Genomic DNA, 19,753 nt, shown 5'->3' with positions numbered 1-19,753 from the left:
CGAGGACCGAGCCCTGGCACAAGGAGGAAACACCATGAGCTCGCTTGGAATACGCACGGGAAGTCTCGTGATTTTCGCTATGGCCGCACTGCTTTCCGGATGCGGGATCGCACCTGGACAACGGATGGTTACGCCAGCCGCGATTCAGGACACGGGTGGTGATTACAGCACTGAAGCATCGCAGCAACAGCAGATACCGATTACCGACATCAACCTCGCGCTGCTGCGCAAGATGAGCGCGGCGCAGACGTCCGCCGCGCTCTCGCCGCAGATGCTCGCGCTGTTCGGCAAACCGACGGCTTACAAGGTTGGCCCCGGCGACGTGCTGCAGATCGTCGTGTGGGATCACCCGGAACTTGCCGCTGCGCTAGGCCAGCCTGCGCAGAATGCGAAAACGTCGGATGCGGCGCCTGGTTTCCTGATCGACGAACACGGCGACGTGCAGTTCCCGTACGCGGGCACGGTGCATGTGGCGGGCAAGGACGTCGCGACGATCCAGAAAGAGCTGCACAAGAAACTGAGCAACGTGTACCAGAAGCCTGAGGTGACGGTGCGGGTGGCCTCGTTCCGGGCCGCACAGATTTACATCGACGGCGAAGTGCGTACGCCTGGGGCGCAATCGATCAACGACATTCCGATGTCGCTGACGAGTGCGATCAACCAGGGCGGCGGCTTCAGCGCGAACGCGGATCGCAGCCGGGTGGAATTGATTCGCAACGGCGTCACCTATCCGATCAACGTGGACGATCTGATCAAGCGTGGCCGCAATCCGTCGGACATCTATCTGCAACCGGGCGACATGTTGCGCGTGGCTTCGCGTGAAGACAGCGGCGTGTATGTGATGGGCGAGGTCAACAAGCCGGCGACCATCATGCCGATGCGCAACGGTTCGCTGACGCTTTCGCAGGCCATTTCCGACAGCGGCAGCTTCGACTCCAACACGGCGGCGGCCAGACAGCTTTTCGTGATCCGCAATTCGACTGGCGAATCGCCGCAGGTCTATCACCTCGATGCGACCTCGCCGGTATCCATGGTGCTCGCCAATCAGTTCGAGCTCCAGCCGAAGGACGTCGTGTATGTGGGTCAAGGCGGGTTGGTTCGCTTCAACCGCGTGTTGAACCTGCTGTTGCCGGCGATCAACGCCGCGGTGACGGGCGCAGTCCTCGCGAAGTAAAACTATGTCTCGCGGTCTTGTACCGCGAGGCTTTGTTGGGTGAAGAAAATGGCAATCAACTTCGAAAATCGCTACACCGACGTGTCCGGACCGGACGAGCTGCATCTGTCGGACTATCTGCGCACGATCGTGAGGGGCTGGCGCACGATCGTCATGGTGACGCTGATCGCGCTCGCGCTGGGGTGCGCGTACGCGTTTCTTGCGCCGCCGACGTATCGCGCGGATGTGCTCTTCCACGTCGAGGACAAGACAGCGAACGCCAATGCGAACAACAAGGATTCCTTGCCGCCGCTCACTGGCATGTTCGACACCAAGCCCTCGACGGCGGCGGAGATCGAGTTGCTGAAGTCGCGCCTCGTCACCGAGGAAACGGTCAAGACCCTGCACCTCGACATTACCGCGTCGCCGCACTACATGCCGGTCATCGGCGGGATGATTGCGGGGCTGGTGAACGGGCAATGGGGCTTCAAATTGCCTTCGTTCATCAACCTGTCGGGCTACGCGTGGGGTGACGAGAGCATTAGCGTGTCGCGCTTCGACACCTCGAAGGAGTTATACGACACGACCTTCACGCTGATTGCGGGTAACGAGGGTTCGTACGTGCTGCGCGACAAGAACGGTATCGCCATTCTTTCCGGCCATGTAGGCGAGACTGTGGCAACCGATACCGCGGACGGCCCGATCGCGCTGCACGTCGATAAGCTGGTCGGTGCTCCCGGCTCGCGTTTCGAACTACAGCGCGCCTCGACGCTCGGCACCGTGGACCGTTTGCAAAAGGCGCTCGTGGTGGCCGAAACCACGCTTCAGTCCGGCGTGATTCGCGCCAGCCTCGAAGGCGGCGACCCCGCGTTGACCGCGGCGATCGTCAACAGCATGGCGCGCGAGTTCGTGCTCCAGGATGTCGCGAGCCGTTCGACGGAAGCCGAGCATATGCTGGCCTTCCTCGATCAGCAACTGCCGGGCTTGCGCAAGGAACTCGACGACGCCGAGCAGCGCTATAACAAGTTCCGGAACACGCACGGCACGGTCGATCTCGGTGAAGAAAGCCGCTTGCTGCTCCAGCAGGTCGTCGAAAACAAGACGAAGCTGCTCGATCTACAGCAGCAACGCGCGGAGATGTCGCAGCGTTTCACGCCGAATCACCCGGCGGTAGCGGCGCTCGATGCACAGATCGCAGCGTTGCAAGGTGCGGCGGCCAACATGAACCGCAGCGTGGCCGTGATGCCGGACACCGAGCAGACCGCGTTGCGTCTTCTGCGCGACGTGCACGTCGACACGGATCTCTATACCAACCTGCTGAACAGCGCCCAACAACTCCGGGTGGCGAAAGCCGGCCAGGTCGGCAACGTGCGTGTGGTGGACTTCGCCGAAACGCCTGACGAGCCGGTGCGTCCGAAGCGCGTGCTGGCGATCCTGATCGCGCTCGGCGGCGGCCTCGTGATCGGCATCATGCTGACCTTCTTCAAGCGCGCCATGTATGGCGGCGTGGAACGTCCGGACGAACTCGAAGCGGTACTCGGCGTGCCGGTGTTCGCGATCGTGCCGCGCAGCCAGACCCAGCTGCGTTTGCAGGAAAACGTCATGCTGCGCCGGCGCGGTCTGCATGTGCTTGCGCAGCAGGCGCCTGAAGACATTGCCGTGGAAGGCGTGCGCAATCTGCGGACATCGCTGCAGTTGTCGCTCGATCATGCGGAGAACAACGTCGTGATGATCACCGGTTCGCGACCCGACACCGGCAAGTCGTTCCTGTCGGTGAATCTGGCGGCGCTGGTGGCGTCGGCGAACAAGCGGGTGCTGATTATCGACGGCGACATGCGCCGCGGCGACGTCCATTCGCATTTCGGTATCGGCCATCAGCCGGGCCTTTCCGACGTGTTGAGCGGCGGCGATCTGACGGCGATCATCCAGCGCGATGTGCTGCCCGGACTCGACGTGCTCGCCAAAGGCACGCTGCCCTCGCATCCGTCCGAATTGCTGATGAGCAAGCGCTTCGAAACGATGCTGGAGGAATTGAAATCGCACTACGACATCGTGATCGTCGACACGCCGCCGGTGCTCGCGGTGACCGACTCGACGGTCATCGGCAAATACGCCGGCACGACGCTGCTGGTGGTGCGCCACGGACGCCACCCGCTGAACGAAATTGCCGAGACGGCCAAGCGCCTGCTCAACGGCGGCGTATCGCTCAGAGGCGTGCTGCTCACCGATGTACCGCAAGAAGGCGCATTCCTTGGCTCAGGCTATCAGGGCGGCTATTACGGATACGACAGCATCGCCGGTTGAGAGGACGGCTCCGGGACCGGAGCCGGCCACTCGGCTGTGACGTGGCATTGGCATTGGCATTGGCATCGCAAAGGTTAACGAGGAGAGAGCTTCATGAAACGCAAGGTCGCGCTGATCACCGGCATCACCGGACAGGACGGGTCGTATCTCGCCGAGCTGCTGCTCGCCAAGGATTACGACGTACACGGCATCAAACGCAGGTCATCCTTGTTCAACACGGACCGAATCGATCATCTTTATCGCGACCCACACGACCCGGATCAGCGGCTTTTCCTGCATCACGCCGACCTGACCGACTCGACCAGCCTCCTGCGCGTGATCCAGCGCGTCGAGCCTGACGAGATCTACAACCTCGCGGCGCAGAGCCACGTGGCGGTCTCGTTCGAGGAACCGGAGTACACGGCCAACGCGGACGGCCTCGGCGCCCTGCGGATTCTCGAAGCGATCCGGATTCTCGGGCTTCAGCACAAGACGCGTTTCTATCAGGCCTCGACCTCGGAGCTGTACGGCCTCGTGCAACAGACTCCGCAGTCGGAGACCACGCCGTTTTATCCGCGCAGCCCGTACGCGGTCGCCAAGCTGTTCGCCTACTGGACCACGGTCAATTATCGCGAGGCCTATGGGCTCTATGCCTGCAACGGGATTCTGTTCAATCACGAATCGCCGGTGCGCGGCGAGACCTTCGTGACGCGCAAGATCACGCGCGCCGTGGCGCGCATTGCGGTGGGCATGCAGAAGATCCTCTATCTGGGCAATCTGTCGGCGCTGCGCGACTGGGGCCATGCGCGCGACTACGTGGAGATGCAATGGCGCATGCTGCAACAGGAGCAGCCGGAGGATTACGTCATCGCCACCGGCGTGCAGTACAGCGTGCGTGACTTCGTTCGGCACGCCGCGGCTGAACTGGGCGTCACCGTGCGTTTCGAAGGCACGGGCGTGGATGAGATCGGTATCGTCGATAAAGTGGAAGGGCGCGAGATCAAGATGTCGCCCGGCGATGTGATCGTGCGGGTCGATCCGCGCTATTTCCGGCCGGCCGAAGTCGAGACGCTGCTGGGCGATCCCTCGAAAGCGCATGCGAAGCTCGGCTGGAAGCCGACCACGCCGTTCAGCGCGCTCGTCAAGGAAATGGTGCGGGCGGACTATCAGATTGCACGACGTGACGCGCTTGTCACACTGGCCGGTTTCACGGCACTGGAACATCACGAGTAACTGCGATGAACAAACAAGCACGCATCTTCGTCGCGGGCCACCGTGGCATGGTCGGCTCCGCGCTGGTCCGGCGGCTTTCTGCCGAGGGTTACCACAACGTCGTCATGCGTTCGAGGGCGGAGCTCGATCTCACGGATCAGGCTGCCGTGAACCGCTTTTTCGAGCAGGAAAAGATCGATGTCGTGCTGCTGGCGGCCGCGCGCGTGGGCGGCATTCTCGCCAATGCGTCGAGGCCGGGCGCGTTCATCTATGAAAACCTGGTGATCGAAACCAACGTGATCCACGCCGCCTATCGCGCTCAGGTCGAGCGGCTGGTGTTCTTCGGCTCGTCGTGCATTTATCCGAAGCAATGTCCGCAGCCGATCCGCGAGGAGTATCTGCTGACCTCGCCGCTCGAGCCGACCAACGACGCTTACGCGATTGCGAAGATCGCCGGCCTCAAGCTATGCGAAGCGTACAACCGCGAATACAACACGCAGTACGTCTCGTTGATGCCGACCAATCTGTATGGCCCGAACGACAACTACGACCTGAACAGCAGTCACGTGTTGCCGGCGCTGCTGCGCAAGGCGCACGAAGCGAAGGTGAACGGCTCCGCGACCTTGACGGTGTGGGGATCGGGCACGCCGTGCCGCGAGTTTCTGCACGTCGACGATCTCGCCGCGGCCACGCTGTTCGTGCTCGAGCACAACGTCACGGAAGGTCTCTTCAACGTCGGTGTGGGTGAAGACCTGTCGATTCGCGAACTGGCCGAGTGCATCTGCAAGGTGGTGGGCTTCGAGGGCGAACTCGTGTTCGACGCGTCCAAACCCGACGGCACACCGCGCAAGCTGCTCGACGTATCGCGGCTCGCGCAAATGGGCTGGCACGCAACGATCGGTCTGGAGGAGGGTATCGCGTCCACGTATCGGGAATTCGTTGAATTGCATGCCGGGTCGACGCCCGCTGCCGCCATGCAGGCATAGGCGCGCACTGAAGGGCTGTTGAGCGCGGCTCCGGAGTTGAGGGGGGCGCGGGGGGCGTTTCGCGTGGGCAGTCCGCGCAACGCATATAAGGACGATTTTTCCAGGAGTGCCATAAAAATGACAGCGTCAGTCACGATCTTCCACAACGTCGTATGGTCGCGTCACAAGGGTGTCGTGTTCTCCGCTTTGCATAACATTTCGTCGTCCGGGGCGATTCGCTATTCGATGGTGCAGATCGCGGATACCGAGCACGACCGCGTCGGCTTTTCGGATGTCGACTATTCGTACCATCGCTATCCGATGCATAAGCTGTTCGACGGTTGCTACGAAGATGTGCCGACGATGAAGATGATCGCGCGGCTCACCTGGGAAGTATTGCGGGCCAAGTCCGATCTGATCGTCCTGCCGGGCTATCACCGTCCGGAATACTGGGCGATGCTGGCGGCGTGCATCGTGACCGGCAAGCGGCGCGCGGTGTTCTGCGATTCGACCGCGCGCGACCGGCCCAAGAAGCTGCTCACGTCGATTCCAAAGCGGGTGTTCTTCTCCCTCTGCGACGGCTACTTCGGTTTCGGCGAGCGCAGCCGCGACTATCTGCTGTCGCTCGGGGCCAAGCGCGACAAAATTTTCGTGCCGTGTCAGGCCGCTGCATTGCCGGGGTCGTTTTCGCCGGAGCGTGCGCTGGTCGAGCGGATCGCCGCGCGCGCCGGTAATCCGCCGGTGTTTCTGTACGTCGGCCGTCTCTCGGAAGAGAAGGGTATCGGCACGCTGATCGAGGCGTTCGCCGGATTGCGGCGGCGGATTCCGGCAGCCAGATTGCGGATTGTCGGCACGGGGCCGATGGCGGACATGCTGCACGCGAAGGTGGCCGAACTCGAGCTGGGCGGTGCGGTGACTTTCGCCGGCAGTTTGCAGGACGAACCGCTCACCCAGGAATATTACGGCGCAACCTGCATGGTGCTGCCGAGCTACAGCGAGCCGTGGGGACTGGTCGTCAACGAGGCGCTCGCGCATGGCTGCCCGGCTGTGGTCAGCGAGAGTTGCGGCTGCGTGCCGGAACTGGTGATCGACGGCGTGAGCGGTTATGCGTTCACGGCGGGCGACGTCGCCGGGTTGCAGCGGACGATGCTCAAGGCGATCGAGGCTTTCGCCGACGCCGGTGGCACGGCGCATCGCTGCATGGATGTGATTCGCCGGTTCGATCCGCCTTCAGCCGCCGCCAATATTGCCCGCGGCTGTGCGCTAATGCTGAGCGACTGACGCGCCTCGCGGCCCCGTCGCGCATGCGAAGCTCCAACACGTTCTGGCAGTCACAATGAAGATCCTGATCTACGGCCTCAACTACGCACCTGAACTGACGGGAACAGGTAAGTACACGGCTGAAATGGCCGTGCTCCTGGCCCGTCGTGGCCACGAGGTTCGCGTGGTGTGCGCACCGCCTTACTACCCCGAGTGGCGCGTCGAAGCGGGCTATGCGTCGTGGCGTTATCAGCGCGAAATGCGCGACGGCGTGACGATCTGGCGTGCGCCGCTATGGGTGCCCTCACGTCCCAGCGGCTTGAAGCGGATGCTGCATCTGGCGAGCTTCGCCGCGAGTTCGTTGCCGTTGCTCGCCTGGCAGGCGCTGTGGCGTCCCGATGCGGTCATGCTGATCGCGCCGACCCTGATGTGCGCGCCGGCTACGCTGACCATCGCGCGCCTCGCGCAGGCCAGCGCGTGGCTGCATATTCAGGACTACGAGGTCGACGCTGCATTCGACCTGGGTCTGCTGAAGAGCTCGCTCGCGGCCCGCGCGGCGCGCTGGATCGAAAGCGCGTTGCTGAGGCGTTTCGATGCGGTGTCGTCGATTACGCGGCAAATGAGCTCGCGCGCGGCCACCAAGGGCGTGGAGCCGTCGCGCGTGGTGTGCCTGCCCAACTGGGTCGATGTGTCGACCATTTTTCCGCTCCCGCGCCCGAGCGAATACCGGCGCTTGCTGGGCATTCCGGACGACCAGAAGGTGGTCCTCTACTCGGGCAACATGGGTGCGAAACAGGGCATCGAAACGCTGGCCGAGGCGGCGGCCTCGCTGGCTGCACGTGCCGACGTCACCTTCGTTTTCTGCGGCAGCGGCGCGGCGAAGGCGAGGTTGCTCGAGCGCTGTGCGGGATTGACGAATTGCATTTTCATTCCGCTGCAACCGGCGGAGCGCCTGAACGAACTCCTCAATCTTGCCGACATCCACATCCTGCCGCAACGCGGCGACGCCGCGGATCTGGTGATGCCGTCCAAGCTCACCGGTATGTTCGCAAGCGGGCGTGCCGTCGTGGCCATGGCGCGGCGCGGCACGGCTCTCTACGATGCGGTGTCGCCGCGTGGTGTGGTCGTGCCGCCGGACAACGTCAAGGCGTTGGCGGCGGCGATTACCCTGCTGGCGAGCGATCCCGATCGCTGCACGGCGCTCGGCAAGGCCGCGCGCAACTATGCGGAGCGCGCGCTGTCGCCGGAGTCGACGATTGGAACCTTGGAGGAGCGGCTCGCGACGCTGGTTCGTGAATCACGCGGCAAGCGTGCAAAAGAAAAGGCGCCGTATTCCGGTGCGCCGAAGCCGGCGGCCACTGAGGCCCGGCGGCGGCGCAAACCGTCTCGCGCGGAGGAAGCCGCGCCGGATTGATCCGGCACGCGGCCATGTCATGAATGCGATATCACCACGGGGACCGATAGACGGAGTGCTTGCCGGGGCCGGTCGGGTCGTACGGATCGGCGTAAGTGGTTTTCGCCGCCCCTGCGGGCATCAAGCCGTTGGCCGCGTTGGGACGCCCCGGCTGACCGGCCGCTTGCACTTTGCCGTTCGCGGCGCCCGGCGCCTTGTTGCGCAGCCCCTTCCCGAGTGCCGGCTGGCCGCCCGCCCCTCCGCCCAGCACTGTCATGCGTTGTTCGTCGAGCAGGGCCGCCTGCTGGGCGTCGTCGGTATTGCCTTGCTGCGCGTCTGGCGTGCCGTATTGGCGCGGGGCGCCGAGCAACTGGTCTTCGTGTTTGTGGCGCACGCCGCGCGCGTTGGCGGCCGCGGCCGGGCGAGGGGTGCCGTAGCCGGTCGCCGCCGTAGCGGCCGGGCCCGGTGCGGCGGTTGCGGGCGCGGCGTTCTGCGCGAGCGCCGGCGCGGCAAACGTGGCAATGGCGAGAAACAGCGAGGTCGTTGTATGTCGAAGCGGGATGATCATTGTATGCCCCAAGGTGATGCAGTCGCGATAAAGCTATCGTGCGCCACCCGGCACGCGTGTAGCCGCCAAAACGCTTCCCTGTACAGCCATGGTGCAAAGTCCTGTAATGACTCGAAACATAATGTAAGCACGATGCATGGGTATCCTTACTACCGCTCGTGGACTGGAGAAAGCTGATGGGCAACGTTGCCGACGATCCGCAGATCGGGCGCATGCCGGAAGTCGCAGGCGTTCGCGAGGAAGGCCGCGTCATCGATCTGAGCGAGGCGGGAAAGGGAAACTATCGTGCAAAGCGCGGTGCCCTGATCGAACTCATCTGGTTTGTCGTCGAAGCCTGTGTGATCAACAACAAACTGCTGCCGCTCTCGTCGGTCCGGGTTGCGCTATTACGGCTGTTCGGGGCGAAGATCGGCGCGGGTTGCCGCTTCGTGCATCCATTGCGTGTGAAGTCGCCGTGGAATCTGGAGGTCGGCGATCACTGCTGGTTTGGTGTCGATGTCTGGATCTACAACCAGGCGTTGATCAGCATCGGCTCGAATGTCTGCATTTCCCAAGGGACGTTCCTGAGCGCCGGCTCTCACGATATGAGCACTACGATGGATCTGCGCGTCGCGCCGATCGTCATCGAGGACGGCGTCTGGATCACTTCAAAGTGTGTGGTGCAGATGGGTGTGACGATCGGCCGTTCAGCCGTGGTGACGCCGCTATCCGTCGTGCATCGTTCGCTGGAACCCGAGGGGGTGTACGGCGGCAATCCATGCCGTTTCATAAGAAACCGCTTCGATTCCGTGGCCTGAAGCACAGAGATAGAACCGCAGCGTTTATACGCTGGGGAGACCGAGGTCGTTAATAGCCGGAATGTCGGCGGTCGCAATGGGATTGTCGATCGATGTTTGTTGATCGCCGCCCGCGGTGACGCCGATGAAAGGTTCGGTAACGACGTGTGCGTGGTTTGCTCCTTAGCCCCGGCCGGTGAGCGGCCGGAATGACGCACTCACTAGACGCACGCATAAGATGGGGAGTGGGGATGTTCATCGATACTCGTACTGTTGAACAAAACGCGGTCATTGAAACGACGGTCTGCATTATCGGCGCAGGCGTGGCTGGCATCACGCTGGCGCGGGAACTGTCGAAGGCGGGCATTGATACCTGCATGCTCGAAAGCGGGGGCTTCGGGCCTGACGACGAAACCCGCGACCTTTATCGCGGCGAAAACGCCGGCCTTCCTTATACGTTCGCGGACGGCTCGCGCAGCCGCTACTTTGGCGGCAGCAGCAACTGCTGGGGCGGCTGGTGCCGCCCGCTCGATCCGTGGGACTTCGAAAAGCGTGACTGGATTGCGCACAGCGGCTGGCCCTTCGGGCTCGATGAGCTGGCGCCGTACTATGCGCGCACGCACGATCTGCTGAAGCTCGGCCCGCAGAATTTCGACCCTGCCTACTGGGAGCGCGAGATCGGGCGCCATGACGTGCGGCGTTTGCCGCTTGCGACCGGCGACATGCGCGATACCGTCGCGCAGTTCAGCCCGCCGGTTCGCTTCGGCAAGGCGTATCGCGAAGAGTTGTCGCGCTCGTCGCGGGTGCGCGTGTTTCTGCACGCGAACGTGCTGAGTATCGACGCCAACACGCAGGGCTCGTCGGTCTCGCGACTTCAGGTGTCGACGATCAGTGGGCGCAGGATGACGGTGGTCGCCAGAATCTTCGTGCTGGCCACGGGCGGCATCGAGAACGCGCGCCTCCTGCTTGCCTCGAACAACGTGCAGGCGGCAGGCCTCGGCAATGCCAACGACCTGGTGGGGCGATACTTCATGGATCATCCGCGGATGATGTCCGGAAAAGTGCGCTTTCGTCAGGGCATTGCGCGCAACAAACTGTATGACATCAAGTATCACTATCAAAATGCCGCGGTGTCCGCGCACGGCACGAAGATATCTTCACAGTTCGCGCCAAAGCAGGAGTTGATGGAGCGCGAGAAGTTGCTGAATTCGCGCGTATGGCTCTATTCGCGCTGGTATGGCGAAGGCAGCGCGGGCTCCGAAGCGCTGATCCGCTGCAAGGAAGCGTTGCTGCAAAAAGACCAGCCGGGCCGCAGCCTGAAGGCCGATATCGCCACGATGGCCGCGCATCCGCTGCACACCGTGGGTTACGGTTTGACGAGGCTGTTGCAGTGGCCGGCGCTAATCACCGACGTGACCCTGCAGGCCATCGTCGAAGCCGTGCCCGATCCTGATAGCCGGGTTACCTTGTCGGCCGATAAGCGGGACCGGTTCGGCATGCCTCGCGTCAAGGTGGAGTGGCGTCTCGGCGAACAGGTGAAGCGCACCTTCGATAAAACATTCGCGTTGCTCGCGCAGGAGTTGCAGATGGCCGGCGTCGCGGACGTCGAACTCGACGCGCCGCTCGAAGGCCGGGGCTGGCCGGCTAAGCTCGAGGGCACGTGGCATCACATGGGTACGACGCGCATGCACGATTCGCCACGTGAAGGCGTGGTCGATCGCGATTGCAAGGTGCATGGAATGAGCAACCTGTACGTGGCGGGCAGTTCGGTGTTTCCGACCGTCGGCGCCAACTTTCCGACCATCACGATCGCGGCGCTGTCACTACGCCTCGCGGGTCATCTCGTGCGGCAGCTCGATATTCCGGACATGGTCGGCAATACGCGCGGTGAAGCCGCCAACAATGCCATGAGTTCGATGCAGGCGCCGTCTCAAGTCGAGACGCTGCCGATCGCAGCCTCGAATCTGGCGCCGTTGATGAAGGAGCAATAAAGACAGCCGGTGACTGCGCCCAGGCGGCGCGCGGTCACCGGCTCGGTTGAGTTGCTTCGCGCAGCGTGCTGAGGGTGTTTTCACGCGCTTCGCCGGCGCTGCCTTTCGTTTCCAGCAGCGCGGTCAATGCGCTCACCATGGTCTCGATCCGGAAGCGCGCCTCGAAAGTGCGGGCTGCCTGAGTGCGCATGGCCGCGCGCGCGCCGTCGTCGAGTTCGAGCCAGCGCACGAGATTCTGTTCCGTACCGTCGATTGTGTCGGCGGCAACCATTCCCGCGCCGTCTGCTTCGATCTCGCGCCAGACGTTGACCTTGTCGGAGATCAGCGCCGGCAGTCCGCAGCCGAGCGCCTCGGCAACCGCCACGCCGAAGTTCTCCTGATGCGAGGGCAGAATGAACACGTCGCTCGCATGAAACGCTCCCCACTTGAGATCGCCCTGCAGCATGCCCGGCAGGCTGATGCGATGCGCGATACCAAGCGCCTGAGCCTGAGCGCGCAGCGTCGCCACCCAGCCGGTCTCGTCGGGGCCGGCAATGACGAGGTGTAGCGCCTGATCGCGGCTGGCGACGCGTGCGAAGGCGTCGATCAGCAGATCGCAGCCTTTCTTCGCATGGACGCGGCCGAGAAACAGCACGATGCGTTTGCCGCCCAAGCCGGGTACGGCCTGCAGGAACGCTTCGCGCAAGGGTTCGGCTTCGAGCAGCGGGACCGTCGTGCCGAACGGCACGATCCGCTCCCGTGCCCGGTACAGCCAGAACGACTGGCGTGCGCGCGTGCGCTCTTCTTCCGTCGTGAAAATGACTGCGCGTGCGTCACGCAGCACACGGTATTCGGCCCACGGCCAGTAAAGCCACTTCTTCAGATGCTTGAGCGGGTACGCCTGTTTGAACCACGGGTCGAGCATGCCATGCGCGTACACGTAGTAGGGCACCTCGCTTCTGCGCAACGCTTTCCACGCGGCGAAGCCGTGGTATTGCCACAAGCCGTGCACGATGACCGCGTCGAACCGTTTCGCGTTGGCGGCGAGCCACGGCACGAGTCCCGCGCTGTAGCTGTAGCGGCTGTTGACGGGGCCGAAAGCGTGGACCGGAAACGGAAAAGCCGCGAGGTACGCGTCGCTGGGGGCATCGCAGGTGGCGACTTCGATTTCGTGTCCGACCTCCTGCATGGCCACGCCGCTGCGGCGGACGCCTTCAACCGGACCGCCGGCGCGTGGATCGATGCTTGCAAGCAGATGGAGAATTTTCATCGGACGATATCCGGTCGATTGGAGCCTGGCGTCGACGCCGTGCGCGACACGAGGGCGCCGAACTGGCCGGAGCCGGACGCGGTGGTGGCCGCGCGCGACATGCCGAGGGTTGTCGCGAGATCGGCGCGACCCATGCCGGGCTGGATTCTGCCGGGCAATTCAGGCATGGGGGCGGCCGGACGTGGATGCGGTGGCGTGGGCACGCGCTTCGCGCGCGCCGGCAGCGCGCGCTGCAAGCGCGCGTGCGTGGCGATCATCAAACCGAGAGCGATGCCGAATATCAGCCCAGAGAAACGCGGCCCGAGCGGATTGCCGCCGATCGAGGTGGCCGGCAGGGCGGCAAACAGCATGATGGCGCGCCCCAGCACCGGAAGCATGGGCGCGTTGGGAACCACCGAGCGCCAGTGGCGATACGAGAAGAAGCAGATCGCCAGCGCGGCCAAGGTCACCAAAGGCATGGCGATGCCGAACAGCAGGCCGCCCGCGAAGAACTGGTAGACCCAGAAATTGTGGCCCGCGGGCCATTCGTGGATCGCGTAGAAGTCTTTCTCGCTGATCTGGCCGGCAAGGTCGGGCAGGTAGACCGGGGAATAGCGGTAGTAGTGCCCGTAGCCTTCGCCGAACAGCAGCGTTTCCGGCGACGCCGTCACCTGGTCGTACTGATCGCGCATCTCGGCAAGACGGGTGATCGTGGTCGGGTCCTTGCCGGTGACGGTTTCCTCGGACGCGAAAATGCGCTGGGTCCAGTGCTCGGAAACAGCTGGGAAGCTTATGGCCACGATGCCGGCCACGCCGGCCAGCAACACGCCGGCGGTCAGGCTGCGGGCGGCCGTGCGCCAGATTTGCTTGATCGACGGTGCACTCAGCGCCATCGCGATCAGGAACAGCAAGACCGTGCCGACCAGCAAACTGCGCGTCACACTCAGCAATTCGACGATCACGCTGACGCCGAACACTGCGACGGTGAAAAACGAAAAGCGTTTAGCGACCATGAATTCGTGCAGCAGCACGCCTTGCAGCCCCAGTAACGTCGCGGAGATGATGCGGTAGCGCACGTCCTCGAGATCGCCGCCTGTGGCCATGCCATAGACGAACGTGAACAGAAGACTGATCGTGTTGGCGACGAACAGGGCGCGCTCGAACTGCGAGAGCCTGTATTCGCTCCACGGGCGGCAGGCCACGAGGTAGCCCAGCAAAAACAGCATGAACGGCAAAAGAACGCGCAGATAGTTGCCAGTGTCGTTATCCTGAGCGAACTGGGCGACGATGCTGCCGAGCACGCACAGCAGCACGCTGAATGTGACCACCGAGCGTAGCCGCGAGCCGTCGTGAAAGCGTGGCGCGATCAGCACGAGGGCAAGCCCCGCGGCGATCGCCGGAATGACCAGGCCGAACTGCGCGAAGTGGCCTACGTTGGCGTCGGGCGCTTTATAGTCCAGCGCAAGCGGTAACAGAAAAATCCATATCCAGAGCGTCGCATACTGATGGCGCATTGCTGATTCCTCCCCGTGCTGTCGATCCGCCGTCGGTCTGTAGCGGACGGTCTCGCATCGGGTCATTGTGCGGGAATATCCCCACTTGCCACTTTTCGGCGGCCCGTTTCGTCGCCGTTGGCCTGGATTCTGGCGACAGTGGCAAGGGTGGCCCCTGCAAGACGCGCGCACACTTGGCCATGTTGTCGGTCAATGCCTTGATGTTGGCGCGCACGTCCGCGTGCCGCCACCCAAGATGCAAAAGGGACATGTGCCCGCGAATGGTGACAGGAGAGAAGAACATGAAGTTATTCGGCGGGGCGGGACCCGCAAAGGCCGGCCGGGCCATCGAGCTCGATTTCGTGCGCGGCATCGCCATTATCGCGGTAATGGGCTTTCACTTTCATGCCGTTCATACCGGCAACTTCCTGATCCAGATCGTTGAGTACCCGCTGAAGAATTTCGGACGCGAAGGCGTGAATCTGTTCTTCACGCTCAGCGGCTTCCTGGTTGGCGGCCTGCTGCTTCGACAGTACGCCGAAACAGGTCACGTCGACGCACGGCGCTTTATCATCCGGCGGATTTTTCGCATCTGGCCCGCGTATTACGTCCTGATCGCTTTCCACGTAGTGGCCGGACGCCACCCGTGGAGTACGTTTCTGGTCCAGAACCTGACGCACCTGCAGAACTATCTCGGCACCTCGATTAGCCAGACCTGGAGCCTTGCGGTTGAAGAGCACTTTTACCTCGTCCTGCCGGCGCTGCTGTTGCTGTTCGCGCGCTGGCGCCTCGGCGCGTGGACGATTATCAGCCTGCTGAGCGGCGTCTGCGTGGTGGTCCTCATCGCGCGTTGCTTCGCCGTGGCGGGCGGCAATCTTGAAGGCGCCTTCGCCTACACGCAATACCGGCTCGACAGTTTGCTGATCGGCGTGATTCTGTCCGCGATCTACTGGATGAAACCAGGTGTCTATCAGCAGCTTGCGAAGCGCAAGTGGCTGCTGATCGGCAGTGTAGTGCTGCTGTGCCTATGGCTCGCCTTCGCGACTAAACACATCGCGCTCGACGAAAGCATTGGTTATACGATTCAGGCGATCGGTTTCGCCGCGCTGATCGTGCTGGTGCTGGAGTATTCCGGCTCGCTGCGTACGTCGTGGGCGTACCGCGGGATTGCGTGGATCGGCCTCTATTCGTACGGCATCTACCTGTGGCATTCGCTTGCGCTTGCCCCGGGCGACATGCTGATTCATAAAGCGACCGCCATGGGTCTTGCACCGAGTGTGATCTGGATTGTGGCGCTCACCGCGCAGTTCGCTTTCGCGATTGCGATCGGTTACGTAACGACGCGCGCGATTGAGTATCCGTTCCTGCTGATGCGCAACGCGCTGTTCCCGGCAAAGCGCAACAGTTCGGTGCGCGAAGAAGTGCCGGTCGCCGGCGGCCAGTTGTCCTGAGTAACCGTGCGGCCGGCGGCCCTGCGCCAGCCGCCGCTGCCGGCCAGGGCACAGCGCCTGGAGACTCTCTGGGTTTCTGCCGAGTTGATGGCGTATCGAAAGGCGTATTGGCGGATCAGGCCATTTGCTGAAGCAGGGTCTGCTTGAATTGTCCGAGCGTATGCCGTGACAGCAGATCCTCGCGCGCCGACGGCACGGCTTGAGGCGCATGCGGCCACGAGGTCATGGTCTCGGTGATCGCGCGGCCGATCGATGCGGAACTCAGGTCGCTCAGGATCGGCCCCAGTTCGCAACGCCGGCTGAACCAGCCGATGAGACCGTCTTCCGTTGCAATCACGGGTTTTCCGAACCGGTACGCCTGCACCAGCACGCCGCTCATTCCGTAGTGCCCTTTGTAGCCCAGCCAAACCGCATCGCAGGCGGAAAACAGGTCGCGCTCGACGTCGTTCGCAATGAATGAGTCGAGTATCAGCGGCGCGGGGTTCAGGCTGCGCACATGGTTGCGCATGAAATGGCGGGTGCCCGCATCCTGCTCGCCGGCGACGATCAGCGTGGGCGCATGCTCCAGACGCGTCAACGCGTGGACCAGTTCGTAGATCCCTTTGCGTTCGGTGATCGCGCCGTATACCAGCAGATAGCGCTGGGTGGGGTCGAGGCCGAGCCGCTCGCGGGCCAGAACGGGGTTTTCCGCCCGCTCGTCGGGAAACGGGTCCGCCACATAGGCGACAGCCGCGCCGGTCTTCGCGGCGTTGCGCGCCGACCATTCCGGCAGGGTCGGGTCGATCGTCAGCAGCGTGCGCAGCCCGGTCGTCCTGATCGCACGTTTGAAGAGCTGCGCCTTGACCGCGTTGACGATCGGACGATCGGGCGATTTGATGCCGACCTTGTGATGATGGAAGGTCGAGCGCATCGTGATGCCGATCCACGGTGTCTTGCCGAACGGCGAGCCGAGAAACGGCAACCCGTACAAGAAGTAATCGGCATAGGGCACGACCACCAGCCTGATCGGCTGCGCGTGACCGACGATTCGATGCACGCGTTTGAAATAGCGGTGAAAGCGTGAGTACTGGTTGGGCTCGCCGAGCAGGCCGCGAGGCCGCTCCCGCGGATCGACGAACGCAATCTGCAGGTCGGCGCGGTTGGCGGCGACGATCTGCCTCGCAAGCCGGTGGTCTTCGTTGGCGGATTCGGTCGCGAGGATGCACGGATACCCGGCCTCCGTGCAGGCCTGCATGGTCCACTCCACATAACGCCAGCGATGGCCGGTGAGGTTGGGCTCCACAATCAGGACGTAGTCTTGTTCCATCGATTCAGTCGTCTTCCGTGGTCGAACGTGTCGTGCAAAAGGTGCCGTGGCGCCGGCTGCCCAAGGGCGCCAGGTGATCAACGTTAGCATCGCGGGCGGTCGCGAAGCCATCTATTTGATCTGTTCTGTGGGTAAACGTACTACCGCGCAATAGGTTCGGCTGAACTGGCCTAGCTGATGGCGGTTGTTGCCGAATCTCTCGCGGTAAGGTCGTGCATAGCATTCGATAAAACTTCGCCAGCTTGCTGGTGCGACCTAACAAATTATGCGCCGGCGGCGTTCGCAGCGATGCGTTGAATCGCTGCGTGTGCCGATTCAACGGCGTTCCGATTCGACGGAGATACAGCTTGCGGGCGATCAGGCTTCCGGCCCTCTCTATAGCGGCCAGTTTTGGCGCGAGTGCGGCGACATGGGTGCTGTTGCAGCAGTTCGCCGTGCGTGGACTAGTGGCAGTCAAATTTCTGGCGATTGGCCGCATGCTCGGGCCGGCGGCGATCGGCAGCGTGAGCGTGGCTTTGCTCGCGGTGGCGATTGCCGAGGCGCTGTCCGACACCGGTCTCGCCCAAGCGGTCATTCAAGGCGAACATCCACCGACGCGTTCCCAGCTTGGCGCGGTGTGGACGACGCTGACAGCGCGCGGCGTGCTCATCTCGCTGCTGCTGGTCGCGCTCGCGCCATTGCTGAGCAACCAGTTTCATCTGAACGGCTCGCTCGTGCTGATTCAGCTCGCCGCACTGCTGCCGCTGCTGCGCGGTCTCGCCTCGCCCACTTACTACCTCGTGCAGCGCGAACGGCGGTTCCAGCATATTGCGGGCGTCGAGGTGGCGGCCGCCTTTGTCGACTGTTCGTTCGGGCTGGCGCTCGCCTACTTCGGGGCGGGCGCGGCCTCGGTACTGATCGGTCTCGTGGTCGGCGAAAGCCTGAAAAGCGTCCTGACCTGGGCGACGATGAAACCGCGCCCGCCGATACGCGCCGTATGGTCGGGAATCGGTCACTACGTGGGCTTCAGCCGCTGGATCTGGGCGAGCAGTGTGATCAATCTGCTGCTCAACCAGTTCGACAAGGTCGTGGTGGGCAAGCTGCTCGGCCCGGCGCAACTGGGTGGATATCAGATGTCGTCGCGGCTCGCGCAGATGCTGCTCGCCGACGCCGCGATCGCCATGTCGCAATACCTCTTCCCCACCTTCGCGGCGCGTCATCGCAGAAGTCCGCAGGCGGCATCGCGGCTCATCAAGATTTATCTTCTCGTGATTGCGATTGGGCTGGCGGGGTTCGTCGAGGTGCTCCGCTTGATCGCCTTGCCGCTTTTCTCGTTGATTCTCGGCGCCGCGTGGCTGCCGGCGGTGCCGCTGTTCAGAATTCTGGTGATCAATATGGCGATCGGTGCGTTGATCGCCGTGCTGGTTGCTTATCTGCGCGCCGTGGGTGACGCGAAGGCGACCGTGCACGCCTCGCTGATTCAGGTCGTCGTATTGCTGATCAGCGCGCCCCCCGCGGTTCATTGGTGGGGCGTAACGGGCATTGCCTGGTCCATGACCCTGGGTCTCGGCTGCGCCGCGTCGTGGATGCTGTTCAGGACCCTGACTGCGAGGACGCCATGATGCGAGTGTTTCATCTGGTTCTGGCGCCGCGTTTGTCGGGTGCGGAGGTTCTCGCGAAAGATCTCGCCATCGATCAATGTGCCGAGGGCATGGTGGTGGGCGTGGCCTCGCTGATGCCCCCGCACGCCGAGTTCATGCCGTTGCAGGACGAACTGCGGCGGCACGGCGTGCAGTGTCTGTTTCCGTCGCGGCAGCGGCGGGTCGGCGGCAAACTGTGGAATCTGTTTCTCGCGGTGCGGCGTTTCCGTCCGGACGTGATTTTTGCGCACGCCACGATTCCGTCGTTTTATGCGCGCGCGCTGCCGCTGCGCGTGCCGGTCGTCTATGTCATGCATTCGGCCACCAACGACTTCGAGCGTCCGCTGTTCCGGCGCGTCGAGCACATTCTGTCGGGACGTGCCCGGGTGGTGATCAGCGTATCGCAGCAAGGCGTGACGGATTATGTGCAGTCCATTGGACAGCACCCTTCGATAACCGTGGTGCCCAACGGCGTCGATCTCGGGCGCTTCGCGTTCACTGCCGACGCCGGGCGCAGCGGCCAGGCGCCGCAGGTCGTGCAGATCGGCCGGTACGCGGCGGTGAAGAATCAGCTTCTGACGGTGCGCGCGTTCGCCGAAGTGCTCAAGCGGGTGCAAGACGCGCGTCTCGTGTTGTATGGCGTGGTCGAAGATCGGGATTACCACCGCCGTGTCGTCGACCTCGTGCGTGAGTTGGGGCTCGCGGACCGTGTCGTGGTGGCCGGGCCGCGCTCCGAAGTGGCGAGCGTGCTGTCGGAGTCGAGCGTGTTCGTCATGCCGTCGCGCTCCGAGGCGCATAGCGTGGCGTTTCTCGAAGCCTTGGCCTCCGGTATCCCGATCGTCGCGAGCAAGATTCCGTCGTTTGCATTCGCGAGCGGATTTCCCTGCGTGCAATTGGTCGATACGGACGACATGCAATGCTATGCGGATGCCGTGGTCGTGGCGCTCGGGCAGGCACGGGCGCAACGCTCGCTTGCCGGTTTGACGCTCAGGGATACGGCGGCACGCTATCGGGCAATCGCACATCAAGTCAGTCCGGCGGTGCCGGCTCGCTAG

General features: G+C 63.2%; 15 protein-coding genes. 11 read left to right on the top strand and 4 right to left on the bottom strand.

Annotated elements, in window-relative coordinates:
* Positions 1-34 precede the first annotated feature (34 nt).
* From ACAX43_RS11140 to ACAX43_RS11115, 6 genes are all read left to right on the top strand, one after another.
* Complete coding sequence (locus ACAX43_RS11140; RefSeq protein ID WP_370708453.1) at positions 35-1,174, top strand: polysaccharide biosynthesis/export family protein; 1,140 nt, start codon at positions 35-37, stop codon at positions 1,172-1,174.
* A 48-nt stretch (positions 1,175-1,222) separates the two neighbouring features.
* Positions 1,223-3,457, top strand: coding sequence for a polysaccharide biosynthesis tyrosine autokinase (locus ACAX43_RS11135; protein WP_370708452.1), 2,235 nt, complete (start codon positions 1,223-1,225; stop codon positions 3,455-3,457).
* A gap of 93 nt (positions 3,458-3,550) precedes the next feature.
* Positions 3,551-4,669 carry a GDP-mannose 4,6-dehydratase gene (gmd, locus tag ACAX43_RS11130; RefSeq protein WP_370708451.1) on the top strand — a complete coding sequence of 373 codons (1,119 nt, stop codon included), beginning with the start codon at positions 3,551-3,553 and terminating at the stop codon, positions 4,667-4,669.
* 5 nt (positions 4,670-4,674) lie between these two features.
* A complete protein-coding gene (locus ACAX43_RS11125; protein WP_370708450.1) occupies positions 4,675-5,634 on the top strand; it encodes a GDP-L-fucose synthase family protein in 960 nt (319 codons plus the stop codon).
* A 117-nt stretch (positions 5,635-5,751) separates the two neighbouring features.
* On the top strand, positions 5,752-6,894 hold the full coding sequence (locus tag ACAX43_RS11120) for a glycosyltransferase family 4 protein (RefSeq protein ID WP_370708449.1): 1,143 nt from the start codon (positions 5,752-5,754) through the stop codon (positions 6,892-6,894).
* A 55-nt stretch (positions 6,895-6,949) separates the two neighbouring features.
* Complete coding sequence (locus ACAX43_RS11115) at positions 6,950-8,287, top strand: glycosyltransferase WbuB (protein WP_370708448.1); 1,338 nt, start codon at positions 6,950-6,952, stop codon at positions 8,285-8,287.
* A 31-nt stretch (positions 8,288-8,318) separates the two neighbouring features.
* Here the strand turns inward: ACAX43_RS11115 and ACAX43_RS11110 are convergent, their stop codons facing one another.
* Positions 8,319-8,834, bottom strand: coding sequence for a hypothetical protein (locus ACAX43_RS11110; RefSeq protein ID WP_370708447.1), 516 nt, complete (start codon positions 8,832-8,834; stop codon positions 8,319-8,321).
* Between the two features lie 176 nt (positions 8,835-9,010).
* Here ACAX43_RS11110 and ACAX43_RS11105 point away from each other — a divergent pair, with 176 nt between their 5' ends.
* Positions 9,011-9,631: a putative colanic acid biosynthesis acetyltransferase gene (locus tag ACAX43_RS11105; protein ID WP_370708446.1), complete on the top strand. Its 621-nt coding sequence runs from the start codon at positions 9,011-9,013 to the stop codon at positions 9,629-9,631.
* Between the two features lie 230 nt (positions 9,632-9,861).
* A complete protein-coding gene (locus ACAX43_RS11100) occupies positions 9,862-11,601 on the top strand; it encodes an FAD-dependent oxidoreductase (protein WP_370708445.1) in 1,740 nt (579 codons plus the stop codon).
* 34 nt (positions 11,602-11,635) lie between these two features.
* Here the strand turns inward: ACAX43_RS11100 and ACAX43_RS11095 are convergent, their stop codons facing one another.
* Together ACAX43_RS11095 and ACAX43_RS11090 are read right to left on the bottom strand one after the other, a co-directional pair.
* Complete coding sequence (locus ACAX43_RS11095; RefSeq protein ID WP_370708444.1) at positions 11,636-12,850, bottom strand: glycosyltransferase; 1,215 nt, start codon at positions 12,848-12,850, stop codon at positions 11,636-11,638.
* Entirely contained in the window at positions 12,847-14,343 is a 1,497-nt protein-coding gene (locus ACAX43_RS11090; protein WP_370708443.1) for a hypothetical protein, read from the bottom strand. The genes ACAX43_RS11095 and ACAX43_RS11090 overlap by 4 nt, the downstream gene beginning before the upstream one ends.
* Before the next feature lie 281 nt (positions 14,344-14,624).
* Between ACAX43_RS11090 and ACAX43_RS11085 the strand changes: the two genes are divergently transcribed.
* A complete protein-coding gene (locus ACAX43_RS11085) occupies positions 14,625-15,773 on the top strand; it encodes an acyltransferase family protein (protein WP_370708442.1) in 1,149 nt (382 codons plus the stop codon).
* A 115-nt stretch (positions 15,774-15,888) separates the two neighbouring features.
* On the opposite strand, the gene ACAX43_RS11080 is transcribed toward ACAX43_RS11085, so the two are convergent.
* Positions 15,889-17,079, bottom strand: a complete 1,191-nt coding sequence (locus ACAX43_RS11080; protein WP_370708441.1) for a glycosyltransferase — start codon at positions 17,077-17,079, stop codon at positions 15,889-15,891.
* A gap of 347 nt (positions 17,080-17,426) precedes the next feature.
* On the opposite strand from ACAX43_RS11080, the gene ACAX43_RS11075 reads away from it, so the two are divergent.
* Positions 17,427-18,680, top strand: a complete 1,254-nt coding sequence (locus ACAX43_RS11075; RefSeq protein ID WP_370708440.1) for an oligosaccharide flippase family protein — start codon at positions 17,427-17,429, stop codon at positions 18,678-18,680.
* Entirely contained in the window at positions 18,680-19,753 is a 1,074-nt protein-coding gene (locus ACAX43_RS11070; RefSeq protein ID WP_370708843.1) for a glycosyltransferase, read from the top strand. Before ACAX43_RS11075 ends, ACAX43_RS11070 begins: the two co-directional genes overlap by 1 nt.

It is taken from the genome of Paraburkholderia sp. IW21 (assembly GCF_041321145.1).
Lineage (GTDB): Bacteria > Pseudomonadota > Gammaproteobacteria > Burkholderiales > Burkholderiaceae > Paraburkholderia.
This window is presented reverse-complemented; position numbering and strand designations above follow the sequence as displayed.